Origin of the sequence: Aneurinibacillus terranovensis DSM 18919, from assembly GCF_000430625.1 — a bacterium.
GTDB lineage: Bacteria > Bacillota > Bacilli > Aneurinibacillales > Aneurinibacillaceae > Aneurinibacillus_B > Aneurinibacillus_B terranovensis.
The window spans coordinates 1-16,070 of record NZ_AUMJ01000037.1 but is presented as its reverse complement, the minus strand read 5'-3'; the positions used below and the strand labels follow the sequence as shown (position 1 = coordinate 16,070).

Genomic DNA, 16,070 nt, shown 5'->3' with positions numbered 1-16,070 from the left:
ATTTCTTATCTTTTCCACACTACTCTTATTCTATACAAAAACCCCCTTGGTTCGTCAAGAGCCTTCACCGACCTTCATATCATCATTGCAGTAACTATTAGCCCCATTCATTTGTCGAAAAAACACGACAAAAAATACCTATTATGTCGAAATATATAGAGATACAATATTCCACAGTCCCCCAACTAATGGAACATATGTAATATTTCGATATAGTGCATACTGCAAATTTTACACTGGTTCAATTTCAAAAAAATAGTAATATAGAATAAAAGCTAGTATTACCAACGTTTTTTCTATTGAATATCATTGTCGTTTTCAGTGAACATGTTTATCAACTATAAGTAATTGTAAAGAAATGGGTTGACTACAATTGGAAGCCTTGCTATTATAGTGATAAATAATTTTGTCGAATTTTGCCGATACAACACAATTATACAATAGGGAATTTGAGAGGAGACATCGATATTATGAAATCAACAGGTATCGTAAGAAAAGTAGATGAGCTAGGTCGTGTGGTTATTCCAATTGAACTCCGGCGCACGCTCGGTATTGGGGAAAAAGATGCATTGGAAATTTACGTAGACGGTGAACGAATTATGTTAAAAAAATATGAGCCAGCCTGCATCTTCTGCGGCAGTGTAGAAAATACGGTTACGTATAAGAATAAAATCATCTGTGGGGAATGCCTTGAGAACATGCCTGTTCCTAACCGCGCATAACCGCTGGTGATAACCAAGGTTGCCCTTATGCAGATGAGAAAAACTCGCGGGCGTTGCCGCTCGTCCTTTTTCTGCAGGGAAGCGAAACGGCCGCTTAGTGACCGGAAGGTCGGACCGACAAAACATCCGGGTACCTCAATGATGGAGACAATTGTCGGTCTGATCGACCTTCCGGTCACACGCTCCACATCGAAAAAGCAACGTTCGGCACACTCCCGCGAGTTTTTCTCAGGTGACCCATGGAGGAAAGTATATGTTGCTTTAACACTGTAAAGCAACATATACTTTCTTTAACGGTGATAACAAAAATACCCGCTTTCTCTGTCAGCTGCGAGAAGGCGGGTGTTTTTCTTCCTGATGATAACGGTTATACACTTCCCGTTTGGGCAGGCTGCGGTCTTCAGCGGTTTGCTTTAGCGCCTCTTTTTTGCTCTTTCCCTGTGCGATGTACATATCCACATGAGTTATGATGTCCATTTCTCCCCACCATTTTTCTTCATCCGATTCTGCCTTGTTATTTCCTTCTACAATCACGGTAAATTCCCCGCGTATTTCCTCCTGATTCTCGAGAAACTCCCGGGTTTCCCGGATCGTTCCCCGTACAAATTCTTCGTATCGCTTGGTCAATTCCCGGCCCAGGACGACAGAACGATTCCCGAATGTTTCCTCCATCTCCTTGAGCGTTTTCGTAATCCGGTGAGGGGATTCATAGAAAATAAGCGTTTCCCTATACGTGTTCAGCCTCTCAAGTTCTGCTTTCCTGTCTTTCTTATCGCGGGGAAGAAATCCTCTGAATACGAAGCACTCCGTTGACAGACCGGAAACAATGAGTGCAGAAAGCCCCGCATTGGCTCCGGGAACTGGTACGATCGGAATGCGGTGCGCAGCGGCTTCTCTCACCAAATCCTCTCCCGGGTCAGAAATAGCTGGCAGCCCTGCGTCGCTAACGAGCGCAAGAGAAGTGCCCTCATTTAATAAGCGGATGATCTCCTGCCCACTCGCAAATTTATTATGCTCGTGATAACTAATCAGGCGCGTCTCAATTTGAAAATGTGTCAGCAGCTTTCGCGTTTGCCGCGTATCTTCAGCGGCGATGACGTCCACTTCCCGCAGCGTCCGAATCGCGCGCATCGTCATATCTTCGAGATTGCCAATCGGTGTAGCCACAAGATAGAGCGTGCCTTTTTCGTGTCCCTCCGCAAAGCTTTTTTGGACAAACAATTAAACTCCTCCCTTTCCCCCATAATAAATTTCATAAATTTCATCGCAATAGTTCCCGTTATCCTTATAAACAATCAGCGGCGGCAGCACCTTCAAATCAGGCTTTCCGTCCCGTATTCCTTCCACCAATATCATATTTGCTCCGGCACTCCTTCTGGGGTGAACAAAGCGGACGCGCTTCGGTTCGATTTTGTATTTTCTCATATAAAAAAAGATATCCGCCGCCCTTCCGGCACGATGTACGTAGGCGACCTTCCCCCCGGAACGCACGAGCTGTCCGCTAACACGGATCATTTCTTCCAGGGTAAGCATAATCTCATGTCGTGCAATCGCCACGTGCGGGCTTTTATTCTTTTCCCCACCGACCACCGGCATATACGGGGGATTGCAGGTGAGCACATCATATGTCCCATTTCCCAGATAACACAGCGCGTCTTTTACATCTCCATGGTAAATGGAAATCCGATTTTCTAACCCGTTCATTTCGACATTTCGGCTGGCCATATCATATAGTCTTTCCTGGATTTCCACCCCGTCAATCAATCCCTCGGTCCGGCTGCTGAGAAGCAGCGGAATAACCCCGTTTCCGGTGCATAAATCAACCATTCTCCCTTTATTGGGGAGGGAAACAAACTGGGCGAGCAGGACTGCATCCATGGAAAAACAAAACACTTCATCACTTTGAATGATCTTCATATTTTTTGTCAGCAAATCATCCACTCGTTCATCCGGATAAAGGGGTACATTTTTCACAAGACGATTCCTTTCTAAAAAAACGACCCGCGTAAACGGGTCGCTTTCCGATTCATTCTTTATTAAGAAAAGACAGGCAGAAAAGGCAATCTCCTTCTGTTCGCAAACTCCCATAATGTAAATTACAAATATGGAAACCTTCCTGATACAGCCTGGCAAGATTGTCGTAACCTTCCCCAACCGGCTGCCTTTTTTCCTTGCTGTTTTTAGGTTGGGACGCCTCACGTTTATTCGGTTCGTCCTTGTCCACTTCTTTTTCCTGCAGACGATTTCGGAGGTGTTGATTTTCAATGACCAGGTTCTTATTCTCTTCCAGGAGTCCGATAACGGTTGCTTTTAACTGTCCAACTTCCTGGTGCAGTCTGCCAACCTGTTCTTCAATCAAAGCAACTTGTTGAAAAATGCCTTGCTTGTCCACAGCTCCACCTCAACCCTCTACACCGTCTTTTCAAGCGGGCCAATTTCTTCGAGGCTAAACGCGATTACGCGTTCCGCTTCGTATAAATCAACCTGGACTTTTCGTTCGAGAATGTTTACGCTCACTACACGGCCTGTACCCATCGCTGTTAAAACTTCCTGTCCAATATCCGGGAGTACATCCCTGGCACTCTCATAGTTATCATTTTCATATTTCAGACAACACATAAGCCTTCCACACAGGCCGGATATTTTTGCCGGATTGAGTGAAAGATTCTGATCCTTTGCCATTTTGATGGATACAGGCTCAAAATCACCAAGGAAGGTCGAGCAGCAGAGGACGCGGCCACAGGGACCAATCCCTCCCAGCATTTTCGCTTCATCGCGTACCCCTATCTGGCGCAGTTCAATGCGGGTGCGGAAGATGGCTGCAAGATCCTTGACTAGCTCACGAAAATCAACGCGTCCATCTGCCGTAAAGTAAAAAATGATTTTATTCTTGTCAAACGTGTACTCTACATCGACCAATTTCATATCCAGCGCATGGGTCGAAATTTTTTCCTGACAAATTGTAAAAGCTTCTCCTGCCAGTTTCTTGTTGTCAGCAACCTGGATACAGTCATTTTCATCCGCAATCCGTAGCACTTTCTTCAGCGGGAGAATCACATCTTCTTCCCCCACCTGCTTGCGTCCGATGACCACATGACCGTATTCAACCCCTCGCGCGGTCTCAACAATCACATAATCATTTTTTTCAACCGCAAAATCACCCGGGTCAAAATAATATATTTTACCCGCTTTCTTAAAGCGGACACCTACAACATCATACAAATTTGTTATCCCTCCTGCAGACGAAGCACCATATCTTCCAAAGTTAACTGAAGGTTCGCATAGTGGCTTAACCTATTCTTCGTTTTCAAGACTGTGCCCATTCCGTCCACGAGCCTACGTTGACCCCAACGCACAGCCTGTCTTTGTATGGTCTCCATCTGATCTATATTCGTAATGTGGGATTCCTTTCCCAACAGATAAAGCAACAAGTCACGCAACCATACGACAAGGAGATCAAGAAACAGGTTTATTTCGTCGGCAGCCTTCTCGGCTTTAAGAAGTTTATCATGAATGGTAACAAGGGCGTACACACCCCGTTCCACAATATCCTCACTTAATTGTATCACTAGATTTCTAAACTGCGCAAACCAATCTGCTTCCACCAGCGCACGAGCTTCTTCTATATTAAGGGTGAGGGCCGCTGTTACTCTTGCAAGCCCGGGTTTCACCCCGTCTTCGATAAGGCGCGCGAGAATCGCTTCGTCAGAAAGGGAGGGGAAAGAAACGACCTGACAGCGCGAAAGAATCGTGGGCAGCAGGCTGTGGATCTGCTCCGTTAGCAGAATCGCTACCACACCTTTTGGCGGTTCTTCCAGAAACTTAAGCAGACGATTCGCCGCATCCACGGTCATTTTATCCGCCGCGTCCATTATATATACTTTGTGTTGCGACTCCATGGCCCGGTAAGAAAATTCCCTCTGTAAATCCTCAATTTGTTTGATTTTAATGCGTGTTCCTTCCGGAGAAACATAATGCACATCCGGATGATTGCCCGTGTTAATCCGCCTGCAGTTGTCACATTGTTCACAGCTGTCCCCGTCCTGGCGCAAGCAAAAAACCGCTTTTGCAAGCTGGAAGGCTAGCTTTCGCTTGCCTGAACCGGCGGTGCCGGAAAATAAATACGCATGCGCCAGTCGGTCATTACTGATGCTTCGGTGTAAATACTCCGCAATTCGCTTCTGTTCTACACAATCCTTCCACATAACATCATCCCTTGTATTTTTCCTGCATTTTACTACATGTATAAATTAATGAGCAGCCCTCTGATTTCTCCAATGGCATCCAGGATGTGAATTCCCTTTTTCTCCTTATCAAGGACAGCATTCGTTACTTCGGTTAATTTTTTATCTACTTCAGTTATGATTTTGTATACCTTGCTTCTTCCCCGGCGGCTGAATCCATGCCGCTCTTCCAGAGCCACACCGTTTTTTACCGCTTCTTCCATAAAATTTTTTACAAGCGATTTGTAGTGTTTTAAATCTTTGATTGTACGTGAACGGTTCAGGCGCTCTCCCTGAATATCAATTTGTTGGATTAGTTTGTTTAATTTCTCAACATCCAGCTGTTGGCTCTTGTTATTCATGACATCTTCAAAAGCGATATACTGGGGAAGCACCTTTTGCCTTTGTTCTACCCCCTGCGTTTGATCGATTGGTGCGTTTTCTCCAATCCGCATACAATCACCTACCCCTAACGTTTTATCATCTTACGTGCCACTCAGGTCTTGTAGAAATAGAAGAACATTCTCACGGATATCTCCCTGTACCGTCTCAGGACTTCTGGAAGCATCTATTATAACAATACGGTCTGCGTAATCCCGGCATATTTCGGTAAATCCTTCTTTCACCCGCTTATGATACGAAAGCGGTTTTTGCTCAATGCGATCGGGACCTTCTAAAGATTCGAACCGTTGGGCAAGCCTTTTCTGGCTTATCTCTATCGGCACGTCAAGAAAATATGTGCGATCAGGTTGAATTCCTCCTGTCGCAAACTGATTAATTTGAATAACATCTTCCCTGGACAGCTGCAGGCCGTATCCCTGGTAGGCGATGCTCGCATCGACGAACCGGTCGCATAAAACGATCGCCCCCCTTTCCAGCGCTGGCTTAATTTTTTCCCGGACATGCTGGGCACGGGAAGCCGCATATAGCAGCACTTCCGTTTCCCTCTTCATTTCACGGTTTACCGGGTCCAGCAGGAGAGCCCGAATACTATCGCTAATACTCGTTCCTCCGGGTTCACGGGTTAACAGCACGTCATGACCCCGCTCCAGCAAAAATTCATACAGCATTTTGATCTGGGTTGTCTTCCCGGATCCATCTATACCTTCAAACGTTATAAAACACCCTTGCAACGGAAAAAGCCTCCCTTATTGTACATGCAGTTATCATAATAAAAAAAAGCTTTCCTGACCAGTGCAAGGAAGCCCTGTTTTGTTATATTGTCTTTTTATCGACGATTTTTAAGAAATACTTTGAAAGCCGTTTCATCAATGGTTAAATAATAAATAGATGCATCGTTTTAACAACCATTTACAAGAAAGGAACTTCGTATGGATGCAAGTAAAATGGAGCACCTACATAAATTTGAAATTTTAAATCGCTTACCTGATAAACTCCTGCACGAAGTCAGAGACTATCTCTTTTTCCGAAAATACAGGAAAGGACAGTGTCTTTTCATGGAAGGAGATCCGAGAGACCGCATCTACTTTTCACTAAACGGCTACATTAAACTGACCAATACCAATACCGAAGGAATACCGACCCTTTATATATTTGTTAAGCCATACAGCATGTTCCCTTATGTCGGCTTATTTGAAGACAGCCATTATAAGTTTTCGGCGGAGGCGGTCACCGATGTAGAAATTTTGTATATGACCACAGAGCCCCTGGAACGCATTCTGCAGCGCAGTAACGCTGCATTGACTCATCTGGTGCGCATCATAAGCCAGCGGCTGTTCGACCACGAATACCGGCTGCAAATTCTGACACATACTCACGCACCGCAAAGGGTCCATCAATTGCTTAGTTTTCTGATGTACGATCTTGGCGAGAAGACTGCGGAGAATACGATTACGATTCCCTGTCCGCTTACGACCCAGGAATTAGCGGATATGGCCGGTACGAGCAGAGAAACAGTCAGCCATCTGCTTCAAGACTACCGGAATCAAGGGAAGCTTGAATTTTTATCGAAAATCATTACGATACATGATCCAGATTTCTTTAAAATGTAATCCTGGATACAAACATGAGGGCCAACTCGGCTCTCTTGTTTGTGTAGTCGGTCAACCTTTGCATGTAAAGGAATTACACGATTGGTTACGTGACCGATTTAATTTGCTGTAATCCGGGTCCCTGCTTCCCCGCGAAGTGCCGCAGCCGCCTTTTCCAGCGATGTTATAATGGCAATCCGGCCCGGTTTCGTTTCCGCAAACTGAACCGCCGCTTCCACTTTGGGCAGCATGCTGCCGGGGGCAAATTCTCCTTCCTCCATGTAGTTCTTCATTTGCCCGGTCGTTGTCTCACGGAGCTGCTGCTGCCGTGGAGTATTGAAATGTATCGCAACGCTGTCTACTGCTGTTAAAATAAGCAGAATATCCGCGTCAACAAGTTCCGCAAGTTTCTCCGCACCTAAGTCTTTGTCAATAACGGCTTCCACCCCTTCCAGCGCTCCGTTTTCTTTACGGACAACGGGGATACCTCCGCCACCGACCGCTATCGTAATATAACCTTTATCGACTAAGTCACGAATCACATTTCGCTCTACAATGTCGACGGGACGCGGGGAAGGCACAACTCTGCGCCAGCCTCTTCCGGCGTCTTCTCTCATTATAAAGCCTTTTTCCTGCGAAATTTTTTCCGCCTCCTCCTTCGTATAGAAGGGCCCGATTGGCTTCGCCGGGTTTTTAAACGCTGCGTCATTCTCGTCGACTACACTCTGCGTCACAATGCTGGCTGATTCTTTATCAATCCCGGCTTTGGCTAAAGCAAAGTCAATGGCCTGCTGCATCCAATATCCAATCATGCCCTGGCTCATTGCATCACACGTATCAAGCGGCATAGCCGGCGTTTTATCGGATACAGCCGCCTGCTGCTGAAGGACGATATTTCCAACCTGAGGGCCATTCCCGTGGGCAATGACCGCTTCATAACCGTCTTTAATAATCGTGACAAGCTGTTCTGCTGTCATTTGGCATACTTTCTGCTGAGCCTCGGCCGAAGATGCATTATTTCCATTCTGTAACGCGTTTCCTCCCAGGGCAATTACTACTTTTTTTCCGTTCATAATGTGATCCCTCCTGTTGCATACGTTCACCTGTTCTAACGTTTCGATTGTTAAGGGGCTATTTTGCCGGTGGCCATTAAGTAAACGGCTGTTATCGCCGCCATAGCGATAACAACGGCAAGTCCTGCCTCGTAACTTTTAAATGCTTTTGCACCGCTTTCTTTTCGAGCTTTCATGTATACCAAAATTCCGGGTGTATAAAGAATAGCGGTCATAAGCAGGTAAGACATTCCGGCCGCGTACACCAGCCAGATTGAATAAAGAGTGGCCATGATTCCGTAAAATTTGTCTTTTCCGCGCGCCTCACCCGGTTGATAGCTTTCTCCTGTCACAGAAAGTTTCACCTGGAAGAGAGCGGAGAACAAATAAGGCAAAAGAATCGCCACACTGGCCATTGAATACAGAGCCTGATAGGTTGATGAAGCAAATAAAACAAGGAGAATAAACAGTTGAATTAACCCATTCGTCAGCCACAGTGAAGCGCTTGGACTGCCGTTTTTATTTTCTTTTGCCAGTATTTTAGGAAACACACCGTCTTTGGCTGCCACATACGGTATCTCTGCCGCCAGTAACGTCCAGCCAAGCAAAGCACCCAGCAGTGAAACAACCAGTCCAAGATTAATGATGACGGCGCCCCAGCGACCTACTACGTGCTCCATAACAAATGCCATAGAAGGTGTGCTAAGCTTTGCTAATTGCGGCTGGTTTAATACCCCGAGGGCCATCACGGAGATAAGAATGTAAATCACCATCGTCCCGAGTAAACCGATGACGGTTGCCCGCCCCACATCACGGCGATTTTTCGCACGACCGGAGAGAACAACAGCACCCTCTACTCCGATGAATACCCACAGTGTAACAAGCATCGTGTTTTTAACCTGATCTTTCACCGTAAGCCAGTTAAACCCGGTTCCTTTCCCCCAGAAGTCTTTTAGGAATACATCGCTGTGGAAAGCAAAAATCATGATGATTAAGAAAAGAAATATCGGCACAAGTTTCGCAACCGTTGTAATGACGTTTACGAGAGAAGCTTCTCTAACGCCGCGCAGCACTAACGTCTGGACAACCCAGATGATAATCGATGCCCCAATAATGGATGGCAGGTTGTTACCTTTTCCAAAGACAGGGAAGAAATAACTCAATGCGCTGAATAATAGAGTCGCGTAAGCCACGTTGCCAAGCCACGCGGAAATCCAGTATCCCCACGCGCTGTTAAAACCGATAAACTCTCCGAAACCGGCCCTCGCGTAACTGTAAATCCCGCCGTCAAGTTCCGGCCTGCGGTTTGCAAGATTTTGATACGCCAGCGCCAGTGTAATCATGCCAATTCCGGTAATCACCCAGCCGATAATCACAGCACCGCTGTTGGCGCCGGAAGCCATATCGCTTGGCAGGTTAAAAGCTCCACCACCGATCATGGACCCGACAACTAACGCGATAAGCGGTAAAATTCCAAGTTGGTTATTTTTCATGGTTCTCACCCCATGTTTTATTTCAATTCCCTCCTGTAACATTAGGGAGTGGCTTCCCTCCCTCCTGTAAAAAAGAAAGGGGGAGGGGAAGTAGAAGAAGGGAAGCCATCCTCTTATGGAAAAAAGGGTTGATTGATTTAGCGAATGACATGTTACAATGTAGCCACCATCACAGCTTTAATCGTATGCATCCGGTTTTCCGCTTCATCGAATACAACAGAGTGACGGCTCTGGAAGACTTCGTCCGTGACTTCCATCTCTTTTAAGCCGTATTTTTCGAAGATTTCCCGACCAACACTCGTGTCTAAATCATGGAATGCCGGCAGGCAGTGGAGGAAAATAACATCTTCATTTTCGGTCTTGTCAAGCATGTCCATATTAACCTGGTACGGTTGGAGAAGTTTAATGCGCTCTTCAAATTTATCCTCCTCACCCATGGAAACCCATACATCCGTATAGATAGCATCCGCTCCCTTCACAGCCTCATCGACATTTTCGGTGATAAGAATATGGGCATTTGTTTCTTTTGCCACGTTTTCAGCGTACGCAACAATTTCGGGGTCCGGGAATAAGGATTTCGGTGCTGCGATTCTGAAATCAAGCCCCATTTTTGCGGAACCGACAAGCAAACTGTTCGCCATGTTATTCCGGCCGTCTCCTACGTATGCGAGTTTAACTCCTTTTAAACGGCCGACATGTTCTTTAATTGTGAGGAAGTCAGCGAGAATCTGGGTCGGATGATATTTATCCGTCAGCCCGTTCCAAACCGGGACACCCGCATTGGCTGCCAATTGCTCCACGGTTTCGTGTTTAAATCCCCTGAACTCAATGCCATCAAACATACGGCCTAATACTTTTGCGGTATCTGCTGTCGATTCTTTTTTCCCTAACTGAATATCCCCCTTGCCCAAATATTCAGGATGGGCTCCTTCATCAATACAGGCAACAGTAAAAGCACAGCGGGTACGGGTGGACGGCTTTTCAAAAATTAATGCGATGTTCTTCCCTTCCAGCATCTTTTTCTGAATGCCGGCATATTTTAACTCTTTCAGTTCCTTTGCTAAATCAAGCAGATACCCGATTTCTTTTGACGTAAAGTCTCTTAATGTGAGGAAGCTTCTGCCTTTTAAATTGAATGCCATGATGAATCTCTCCCTTTTATTTCATGATAGATTTAAGATTTTGCTATAGTCAGATATCTTCGCGGACAAGCGGCATACTCATGCAGCGTGGGCCGCCGCGACCGCGGGCCAATTCTGAACTCATGACTTCCACGACTTCAATGCCGCTCTCGCGGAGCAGTTCATTGGAAACATAGTTTCGGTCATACGTGACGACAACACCTGGAGCAATGGCCAGCGTATTGGAACCGTCATTCCACTGTTCCCGGGCTGCCGCAATGCTGTCTCCGCCACCGCATGGAATAAGGACCACTTCGTCCAGTTCCAGTACTTCCTGTAACGTTTCAATTAAATTGCTGCGTTCGTCTATTTTGACCTTATCCGCTTCCTCTCCCGGTTCGAGAATATAAATTCTCATCTCACCGTTTGGTCCCTGGATGGCTGGATGAATCGTAAATTTATCATAATCCACCATGGTAAATACGGTGTCCAGGTGCATAAATGCGCGTGATTTTGGGATTTCTATCGCCACAATTTTTTTGATATCTTTTTGTCCGACAAACAGGCTCAGAGCCATCCGTTCAACCGCATGAGCGGTTGTCCTGTCGCTAATGCCGATGGCAATCGCATGTTTGCTTAAGACCAGTTGGTCGCCACCCTCCATGGAGAACCGATAATCCCGGTTAAACCAGATGGGGATTTTGTGAGGCGCAAACCGCGGGTGATACTTCATAATGTACTGCATATATAGAGACTCGCGGCGGCGTGCCCCACGGCTCATCCTGTTGATTGATATTCCTTCCCCGATGACTGCTGCCGGGTCCCTCGTAAAATACAGGTTCGGCATCGGATCGAGATAAAAAGGATATTTGTCTTCCATCATTTCATATAAATGCGTTTTCTTTTCTTCCTTAATTTCGTTTTTACGAATTCCCGCCATCGTCTTCAGAACTAACTCTTCATTGGCCATCGACAAAAGAAACTCTTTCAGCGTATGGTAGGCACCATTGATGTTCGCTTTGCTTTCATTCAGGATATCCTCGACAAACATTTCACGGAGTTCTTTTGTATGCAGAGCTTCCGCTGCGAGCTTTTCCAGGTATACCACTTCAATTCCCCGGTTCCTGAGTGTTGTCGCAAAATAATCGTGCTCCTTTTGAACAGCAGGTAAATACGGGATATCATCAAATAGAAGTCTCTCAAGATATTCCGGCGTTAAGTTTTCAACCTCTTTACCCGGCCGATGAAGAAGGACCGTCTTCAGTTCACCTATTTCTGATGTTACATGCAATGGATGTCTCATATCGTTCTCCTCCATTTTGCTAGCCTTTCATGAGGAATTCCTCTTGATGCTTTTATTATAGGAGACTTGCTCTAGCACCGTTGTGGCGTACTGCGCTGCCCGCTTGTGAAAATAATCACTTTTTCCTGTTATGACAATCCAACTATACGAATGAATATTCATTAATTCATAAACATCCGGGAAGTGAGCAGCCCCTGTTTTTTTTAAAAAAGTCAGGTTTCTGTAAGCCTTTTCATCCATAATCCTTTTTTTCTTATACTGCATACCGTTTGTATATAGGGCAAAATAATAGAATAAAGAAACTTAACTTTGAATATTTAGGACTAAGAAGTAGATATGAAAAAAGAGTAAGAAAAATTTCTCACTCTCGTGTTTTTTTCTATTTTATAATTGCTTCTTGGACAACACGGCTATCGTCTTCATTTCATCATCAGCCGCACCTTGGAATACTCCTCCTGCTTCTCTAATGTGGCGAATGGCCTCAAGGTGATGCGGCATGATTGATTCTCCAGGAAGGAGAAGAGGGATACCAGGTGGATATGGAATCACCATTTCCGCGCAATAACAGCCAATGGCTTGCTCTATTGGCACGATTTTTCTCGTGCTCATAAAAGACGTTCGAAGAGACATCGTTACTTCTGATACCGTACCCGGTTTGGCGAAAACCGCAACAGTATCGCTTATGGGTATGTCCTGTTCTTCTAGGGAAGAAGAATTCCTTATGGTTTCATCGATTCGCAAGAGAGCGGTGTGCAGTTTGTCTATGTAGATGTCGTTTATATCGATGGAAAATACAAGTACAACATTTCGCGTATCGGCCATCTCGGCAATACAGCCCATTTCCTGTAACCACGTAAGCAGCCGATACCCGCTCACCGATGGGTGTTTGCAGGTAACGACCCACTTCAACGGGTCCCTGCTGAACACATGCGAGCCTCCTCCGTAAATGGAAAGGCAGGTAAGCTCGCTTTGAATTTGCTCTCTCTTATTCTCCAACCTCTCTACCGTCCGATAAAGTATCTTTCTGCCTTCTATTACAAGATGCCTGCGTGCGACATCAAGGGATGCCATCAAAGGATAGGATGGGCTGCTGGACTGAATCATCGCAAGCACCGCCGCCAGCCGTTCCCGTGGGATCAGGTCTCCTTTAACGTGAAGCATAGAAGACATCGTCATGGAAGTCAGCATCTTATGTGTAGATTGGACCACTAGATCCGCCCCTGAAGCTAAGGCAGATACCGGTACATTAGCGGACTGTCCAAAATGGGCTCCGTGCGCCTCGTCGACGATGAGCGGAACTCCTGCACGATGGCACACGTGGGCAATTTTTTTTATATCTTGACCCATCCCGTAATAATTAGGGTTTGTAATCCAAACCGCCTTTGCATCCGGGTAGGCCTGTAATGCCGGGGAAACATCCGCGTCCGTTAAACCGAGTGCGACTCCGGTCTCCGGCTCCACATTTGGAAAAACAAAGACCGGATGGGCTTCTGCAAGTAGGAGTCCATTAAATACCGACTTGTGCGCATTCCGCTGCACAATAATGCAATCCCCTGCATCACAGAGACTTAAGGCAGCCGCCAAATTCCCCGCTGTCGAACCTCCAACCAGGAAAAACGTTTGGTCAGCGCCAAAGGCTTCGGCGGCAAGCTGCTGGGCATCAGCAATTGCCCCGCGAGGATGGTGAAGGTCGTCTAAGCCTTCCACTTCTGTTCCGTCCATCGCCAGAACTGCTGCATAACGCTCCTTTGCCTGTCCATCAAATATAGTCCCGTCCTTATGACCAGGAACATGAAAAGATACGTTTTTTTTTCTTTCATAGGTTAAAAGCGCTTCATAGAGCGGCGCCTTGTTCTGGTTCAAGTCTTGCGGTCCCCTTCCCTTTTGTTTTTTCTATTCTATCATTCTCCCATACCTGGGGAAAAAGAAAAAAACCTTCTTAGGGTTCAAGAAGGAATTTGTTTTACGGGCCTATGCATTTTGTTTCATCCAAATCTGACGCATCTGTTTAATAAAATAAAGATATTTATCATCGCAGGCATCAGTTGCTACCATTTCCTGCTCACAGTTTTTACAAACAAAAGAATTAAATATAAATAAACCCTCTGTTCCTTGTTTGCCACAAACAATACAGTGCTCATCCTTCTCCATGGAAAAATCATCCTTCGCTTTTTAAGTGCCATTTTTCCCTATTCTATTCCGTTTTATACCTGAGTGACAGTATTTAGGTGCATTTTTCTCCCTAGACTAATGTACGTATAGCCGATGGCCCTGAGCTCATCCGGCTCATAGAAATTGCAGCAGTCAATAATAAACGGGTTTGTTAAGCGGGATTTATATGTAAGCCAATCTTTCAAAAGCACGGAAGAGAATTCCGGATGCGGAGATAAAATGACGAGGGCATCTGCCCTGTTCAGTGTTTCCCATTTATCACGATAAGACATAAATGAAACATGGCCTTGTTTGGGGATGTCTTCGTTTGCATCCAAAGAGGTTCCATATACATGAAGAGAGCCAGTGCCGATAAGCCCCGCGATTTCCTTAACTTTAGCCCGTTCTCCATGTAAACCTGCTTTCCATACGGCAATAGTAAATGGGCCCTCGTTCTTATCCATTAGAACGGATCGAATAAGATTCATCACCCACCGGATAGGCGTTATTTCATAGGAAGGAGCCTTCTGTCCCATTGTAGAAATAAGCCCTGCCCCACGAAGAATCGTCGCACCATCACATCTATTATTTTCACACCATTCCATAAGGGTTTCAACCGTATGTGCCTCGTACATCTGATAACAGCAGATGATGGCAAGCAATTCAGCCTCGCGGCGGGGCATAATCATAATCGGCAGGGAGAAATTTCGCAATCCGAGCCTGAGCCGCTTAACTCTTTTATCAGCGCAGTCCGCGCAGCCAATGATAACGCCCTGCGGAACCCGGGCACCCCCCACTTCATTGTCGGATATGAGAACAGGAAAAGAAACGAAAGACATGTTGATCCCTCTATCTACTAAAAAAAGGGTTATCTTCTGTTCTGTACCGAGAGGGAAAGGGCGGCCAAGCAGGAGGAGCGGAAACTGGCTTTGTTGAGAAGAACGTACCTTTACATGCTCCTGCAATTTTTTAATCATATCGTAAAGTTCCCGCACAGCTACTTCATCATCAGCTCGTACAAAAGGATACGTACCTATATAGAGAAGATAGTCTACCCCGAAAATATTTTCGAGGGAAGAAATATAGATAATTTCTCCGTTTGTCTTTCTTTTGGCTGAAGATAGCTGCTTCTGTGCGTTATCCAAATACAATACGGCACACCCATTGGCTGATAAAAAACGGCAAACGGTTTCTCCCGCTTTTCCAGAGCCGATAACCCCCCACAATTCTTTTTCGGTAGTCAAAAAATCACTCCCTATCACAATAAGGGATATTCAACCATATTAATTCATGTCATAATAAATTTGAAAAGGAAATCAAAATTTATTATGAAAGGTTAGTTATTCCGTGAAGCAAAAGAAGGCACCTAAAGAAAAGTTAGATAAAAATAATACCTTTTACACGTATACACTGTATTACCGATACCGGTGGAAACTTCCGATGATTGGACTTCAACTTATTTTGTTTGCTTCTTCATTTCTTTTTGCCCAGCGCTATCTCCATATAAGCAAAGAATCGATCATTCATTCGTTCGGCCTTATTCCCGTGCTCTGGTTGATTCAGGGAGCTTCTTTTTCCACTTTTTGCTTCACGTCTTCCCTGTCTCCTCGCTGGCATATTGATGCACTGCTCTCTCCGTGGGGAGGATGGAGGACCAGCAGCTTCCTCTCCATTTCGAACTATCAACAGGCGGAATGCATGTTTTTTGTTGTAGGGATTGCCTCCGGTTTATTTGCGGCTGCCTGGTGGGGCCTGATTACCGGTTTTTTTATGCTCAGCTTTCATTTGATACTTAGTATCCCCCGAATCATCACAATTTTTCGGGTGCAGAAATGGAAAAAATCTCCGCAACATTACATTATTAAGCATGAGCGGCTGGGAATCGGGCTCTTTTCAACTTCCGGATAAGCAGATAAGAAAAAGACATTGCGTTTTAATGCCTTCTTCCTTTTATGAATTAGCCGAGAACACTCGTGACTTCCGTCATGAGATGAATCGGCTTCGGACAAGGCGT

The 16,070-nt window shown here is 45.6% G+C and carries 19 protein-coding genes; 4 read left to right on the top strand and 15 right to left on the bottom strand.

The window, feature by feature from the left end:
* Positions 1–467 precede the first annotated feature (467 nt).
* Together H525_RS0107845 and H525_RS27135 are read left to right on the top strand one after the other, a co-directional pair.
* Positions 468–722, top strand: coding sequence for an AbrB/MazE/SpoVT family DNA-binding domain-containing protein (locus H525_RS0107845; protein WP_027415755.1), 255 nt, complete (start codon positions 468–470; stop codon positions 720–722).
* A gap of 33 nt (positions 723–755) precedes the next feature.
* Positions 756–995 carry a hypothetical protein gene (locus H525_RS27135; protein ID WP_155837187.1) on the top strand — a complete coding sequence of 80 codons (240 nt, stop codon included), beginning with the start codon at positions 756–758 and terminating at the stop codon, positions 993–995.
* 51 nt (positions 996–1,046) lie between these two features.
* Here the strand turns inward: H525_RS27135 and rsmI are convergent, their stop codons facing one another.
* From rsmI to tmk, 7 genes are all read right to left on the bottom strand, one after another.
* Positions 1,047–1,943, bottom strand: a complete 897-nt coding sequence (rsmI, locus tag H525_RS0107840; RefSeq protein ID WP_027415754.1) for a 16S rRNA (cytidine(1402)-2'-O)-methyltransferase — start codon at positions 1,941–1,943, stop codon at positions 1,047–1,049.
* Positions 1,944–2,639: a tRNA1(Val) (adenine(37)-N6)-methyltransferase gene (locus H525_RS0107835; protein WP_245590431.1), complete on the bottom strand. Its 696-nt coding sequence runs from the start codon at positions 2,637–2,639 to the stop codon at positions 1,944–1,946.
* A gap of 109 nt (positions 2,640–2,748) precedes the next feature.
* Positions 2,749–3,114, bottom strand: coding sequence for a DNA replication initiation control protein YabA (gene yabA / locus H525_RS0107830; protein WP_027415752.1), 366 nt, complete (start codon positions 3,112–3,114; stop codon positions 2,749–2,751).
* 17 nt (positions 3,115–3,131) lie between these two features.
* Positions 3,132–3,944: a PSP1 domain-containing protein gene (locus H525_RS0107825; protein ID WP_027415751.1), complete on the bottom strand. Its 813-nt coding sequence runs from the start codon at positions 3,942–3,944 to the stop codon at positions 3,132–3,134.
* A gap of 5 nt (positions 3,945–3,949) precedes the next feature.
* Complete coding sequence (gene holB / locus H525_RS0107820) at positions 3,950–4,927, bottom strand: DNA polymerase III subunit delta' (protein WP_027415750.1); 978 nt, start codon at positions 4,925–4,927, stop codon at positions 3,950–3,952.
* A 32-nt stretch (positions 4,928–4,959) separates the two neighbouring features.
* Positions 4,960–5,400: a YaaR family protein gene (locus tag H525_RS0107815; RefSeq protein ID WP_051330894.1), complete on the bottom strand. Its 441-nt coding sequence runs from the start codon at positions 5,398–5,400 to the stop codon at positions 4,960–4,962.
* 30 nt (positions 5,401–5,430) lie between these two features.
* Positions 5,431–6,078: a dTMP kinase gene (gene tmk / locus H525_RS0107810; protein WP_027415748.1), complete on the bottom strand. Its 648-nt coding sequence runs from the start codon at positions 6,076–6,078 to the stop codon at positions 5,431–5,433.
* Between the two features lie 198 nt (positions 6,079–6,276).
* Here tmk and H525_RS0107805 point away from each other — a divergent pair, with 198 nt between their 5' ends.
* Complete coding sequence (locus H525_RS0107805; RefSeq protein WP_035100379.1) at positions 6,277–6,957, top strand: cyclic nucleotide-binding domain-containing protein; 681 nt, start codon at positions 6,277–6,279, stop codon at positions 6,955–6,957.
* A 98-nt stretch (positions 6,958–7,055) separates the two neighbouring features.
* On the opposite strand, the gene arcC is transcribed toward H525_RS0107805, so the two are convergent.
* From arcC to H525_RS0107765, 8 genes are all read right to left on the bottom strand, one after another.
* Positions 7,056–8,009, bottom strand: coding sequence for a carbamate kinase (gene arcC, locus H525_RS0107800; RefSeq protein WP_027415746.1), 954 nt, complete (start codon positions 8,007–8,009; stop codon positions 7,056–7,058).
* Between the two features lie 50 nt (positions 8,010–8,059).
* On the bottom strand, positions 8,060–9,481 hold the full coding sequence (gene arcD, locus H525_RS0107795; protein WP_027415745.1) for an arginine-ornithine antiporter: 1,422 nt from the start codon (positions 9,479–9,481) through the stop codon (positions 8,060–8,062).
* 152 nt (positions 9,482–9,633) lie between these two features.
* Positions 9,634–10,623 carry an ornithine carbamoyltransferase gene (gene argF, locus H525_RS0107790; RefSeq protein ID WP_027415744.1) on the bottom strand — a complete coding sequence of 330 codons (990 nt, stop codon included), beginning with the start codon at positions 10,621–10,623 and terminating at the stop codon, positions 9,634–9,636.
* Between the two features lie 49 nt (positions 10,624–10,672).
* A complete protein-coding gene (gene arcA / locus H525_RS0107785; protein WP_027415743.1) occupies positions 10,673–11,905 on the bottom strand; it encodes an arginine deiminase in 1,233 nt (410 codons plus the stop codon).
* Between the two features lie 27 nt (positions 11,906–11,932).
* Positions 11,933–12,145 (bottom strand): hypothetical protein, encoded by a 213-nt coding sequence (locus H525_RS29405; RefSeq protein WP_027415742.1) that lies wholly within the window; start codon positions 12,143–12,145, stop codon positions 11,933–11,935.
* 144 nt (positions 12,146–12,289) lie between these two features.
* A complete protein-coding gene (locus H525_RS0107775) occupies positions 12,290–13,768 on the bottom strand; it encodes an aminotransferase class I/II-fold pyridoxal phosphate-dependent enzyme (protein WP_027415741.1) in 1,479 nt (492 codons plus the stop codon).
* Between the two features lie 108 nt (positions 13,769–13,876).
* Complete coding sequence (locus H525_RS0107770) at positions 13,877–14,056, bottom strand: sigma factor G inhibitor Gin (protein ID WP_027415740.1); 180 nt, start codon at positions 14,054–14,056, stop codon at positions 13,877–13,879.
* A 53-nt stretch (positions 14,057–14,109) separates the two neighbouring features.
* Entirely contained in the window at positions 14,110–15,300 is a 1,191-nt protein-coding gene (locus H525_RS0107765) for a hypothetical protein (protein ID WP_027415739.1), read from the bottom strand.
* A 103-nt stretch (positions 15,301–15,403) separates the two neighbouring features.
* On the opposite strand from H525_RS0107765, the gene H525_RS0107760 reads away from it, so the two are divergent.
* Positions 15,404–15,964 carry a hypothetical protein gene (locus H525_RS0107760; protein ID WP_027415738.1) on the top strand — a complete coding sequence of 187 codons (561 nt, stop codon included), beginning with the start codon at positions 15,404–15,406 and terminating at the stop codon, positions 15,962–15,964.
* The last annotated feature ends 106 nt before the right edge of the window (positions 15,965–16,070 follow it).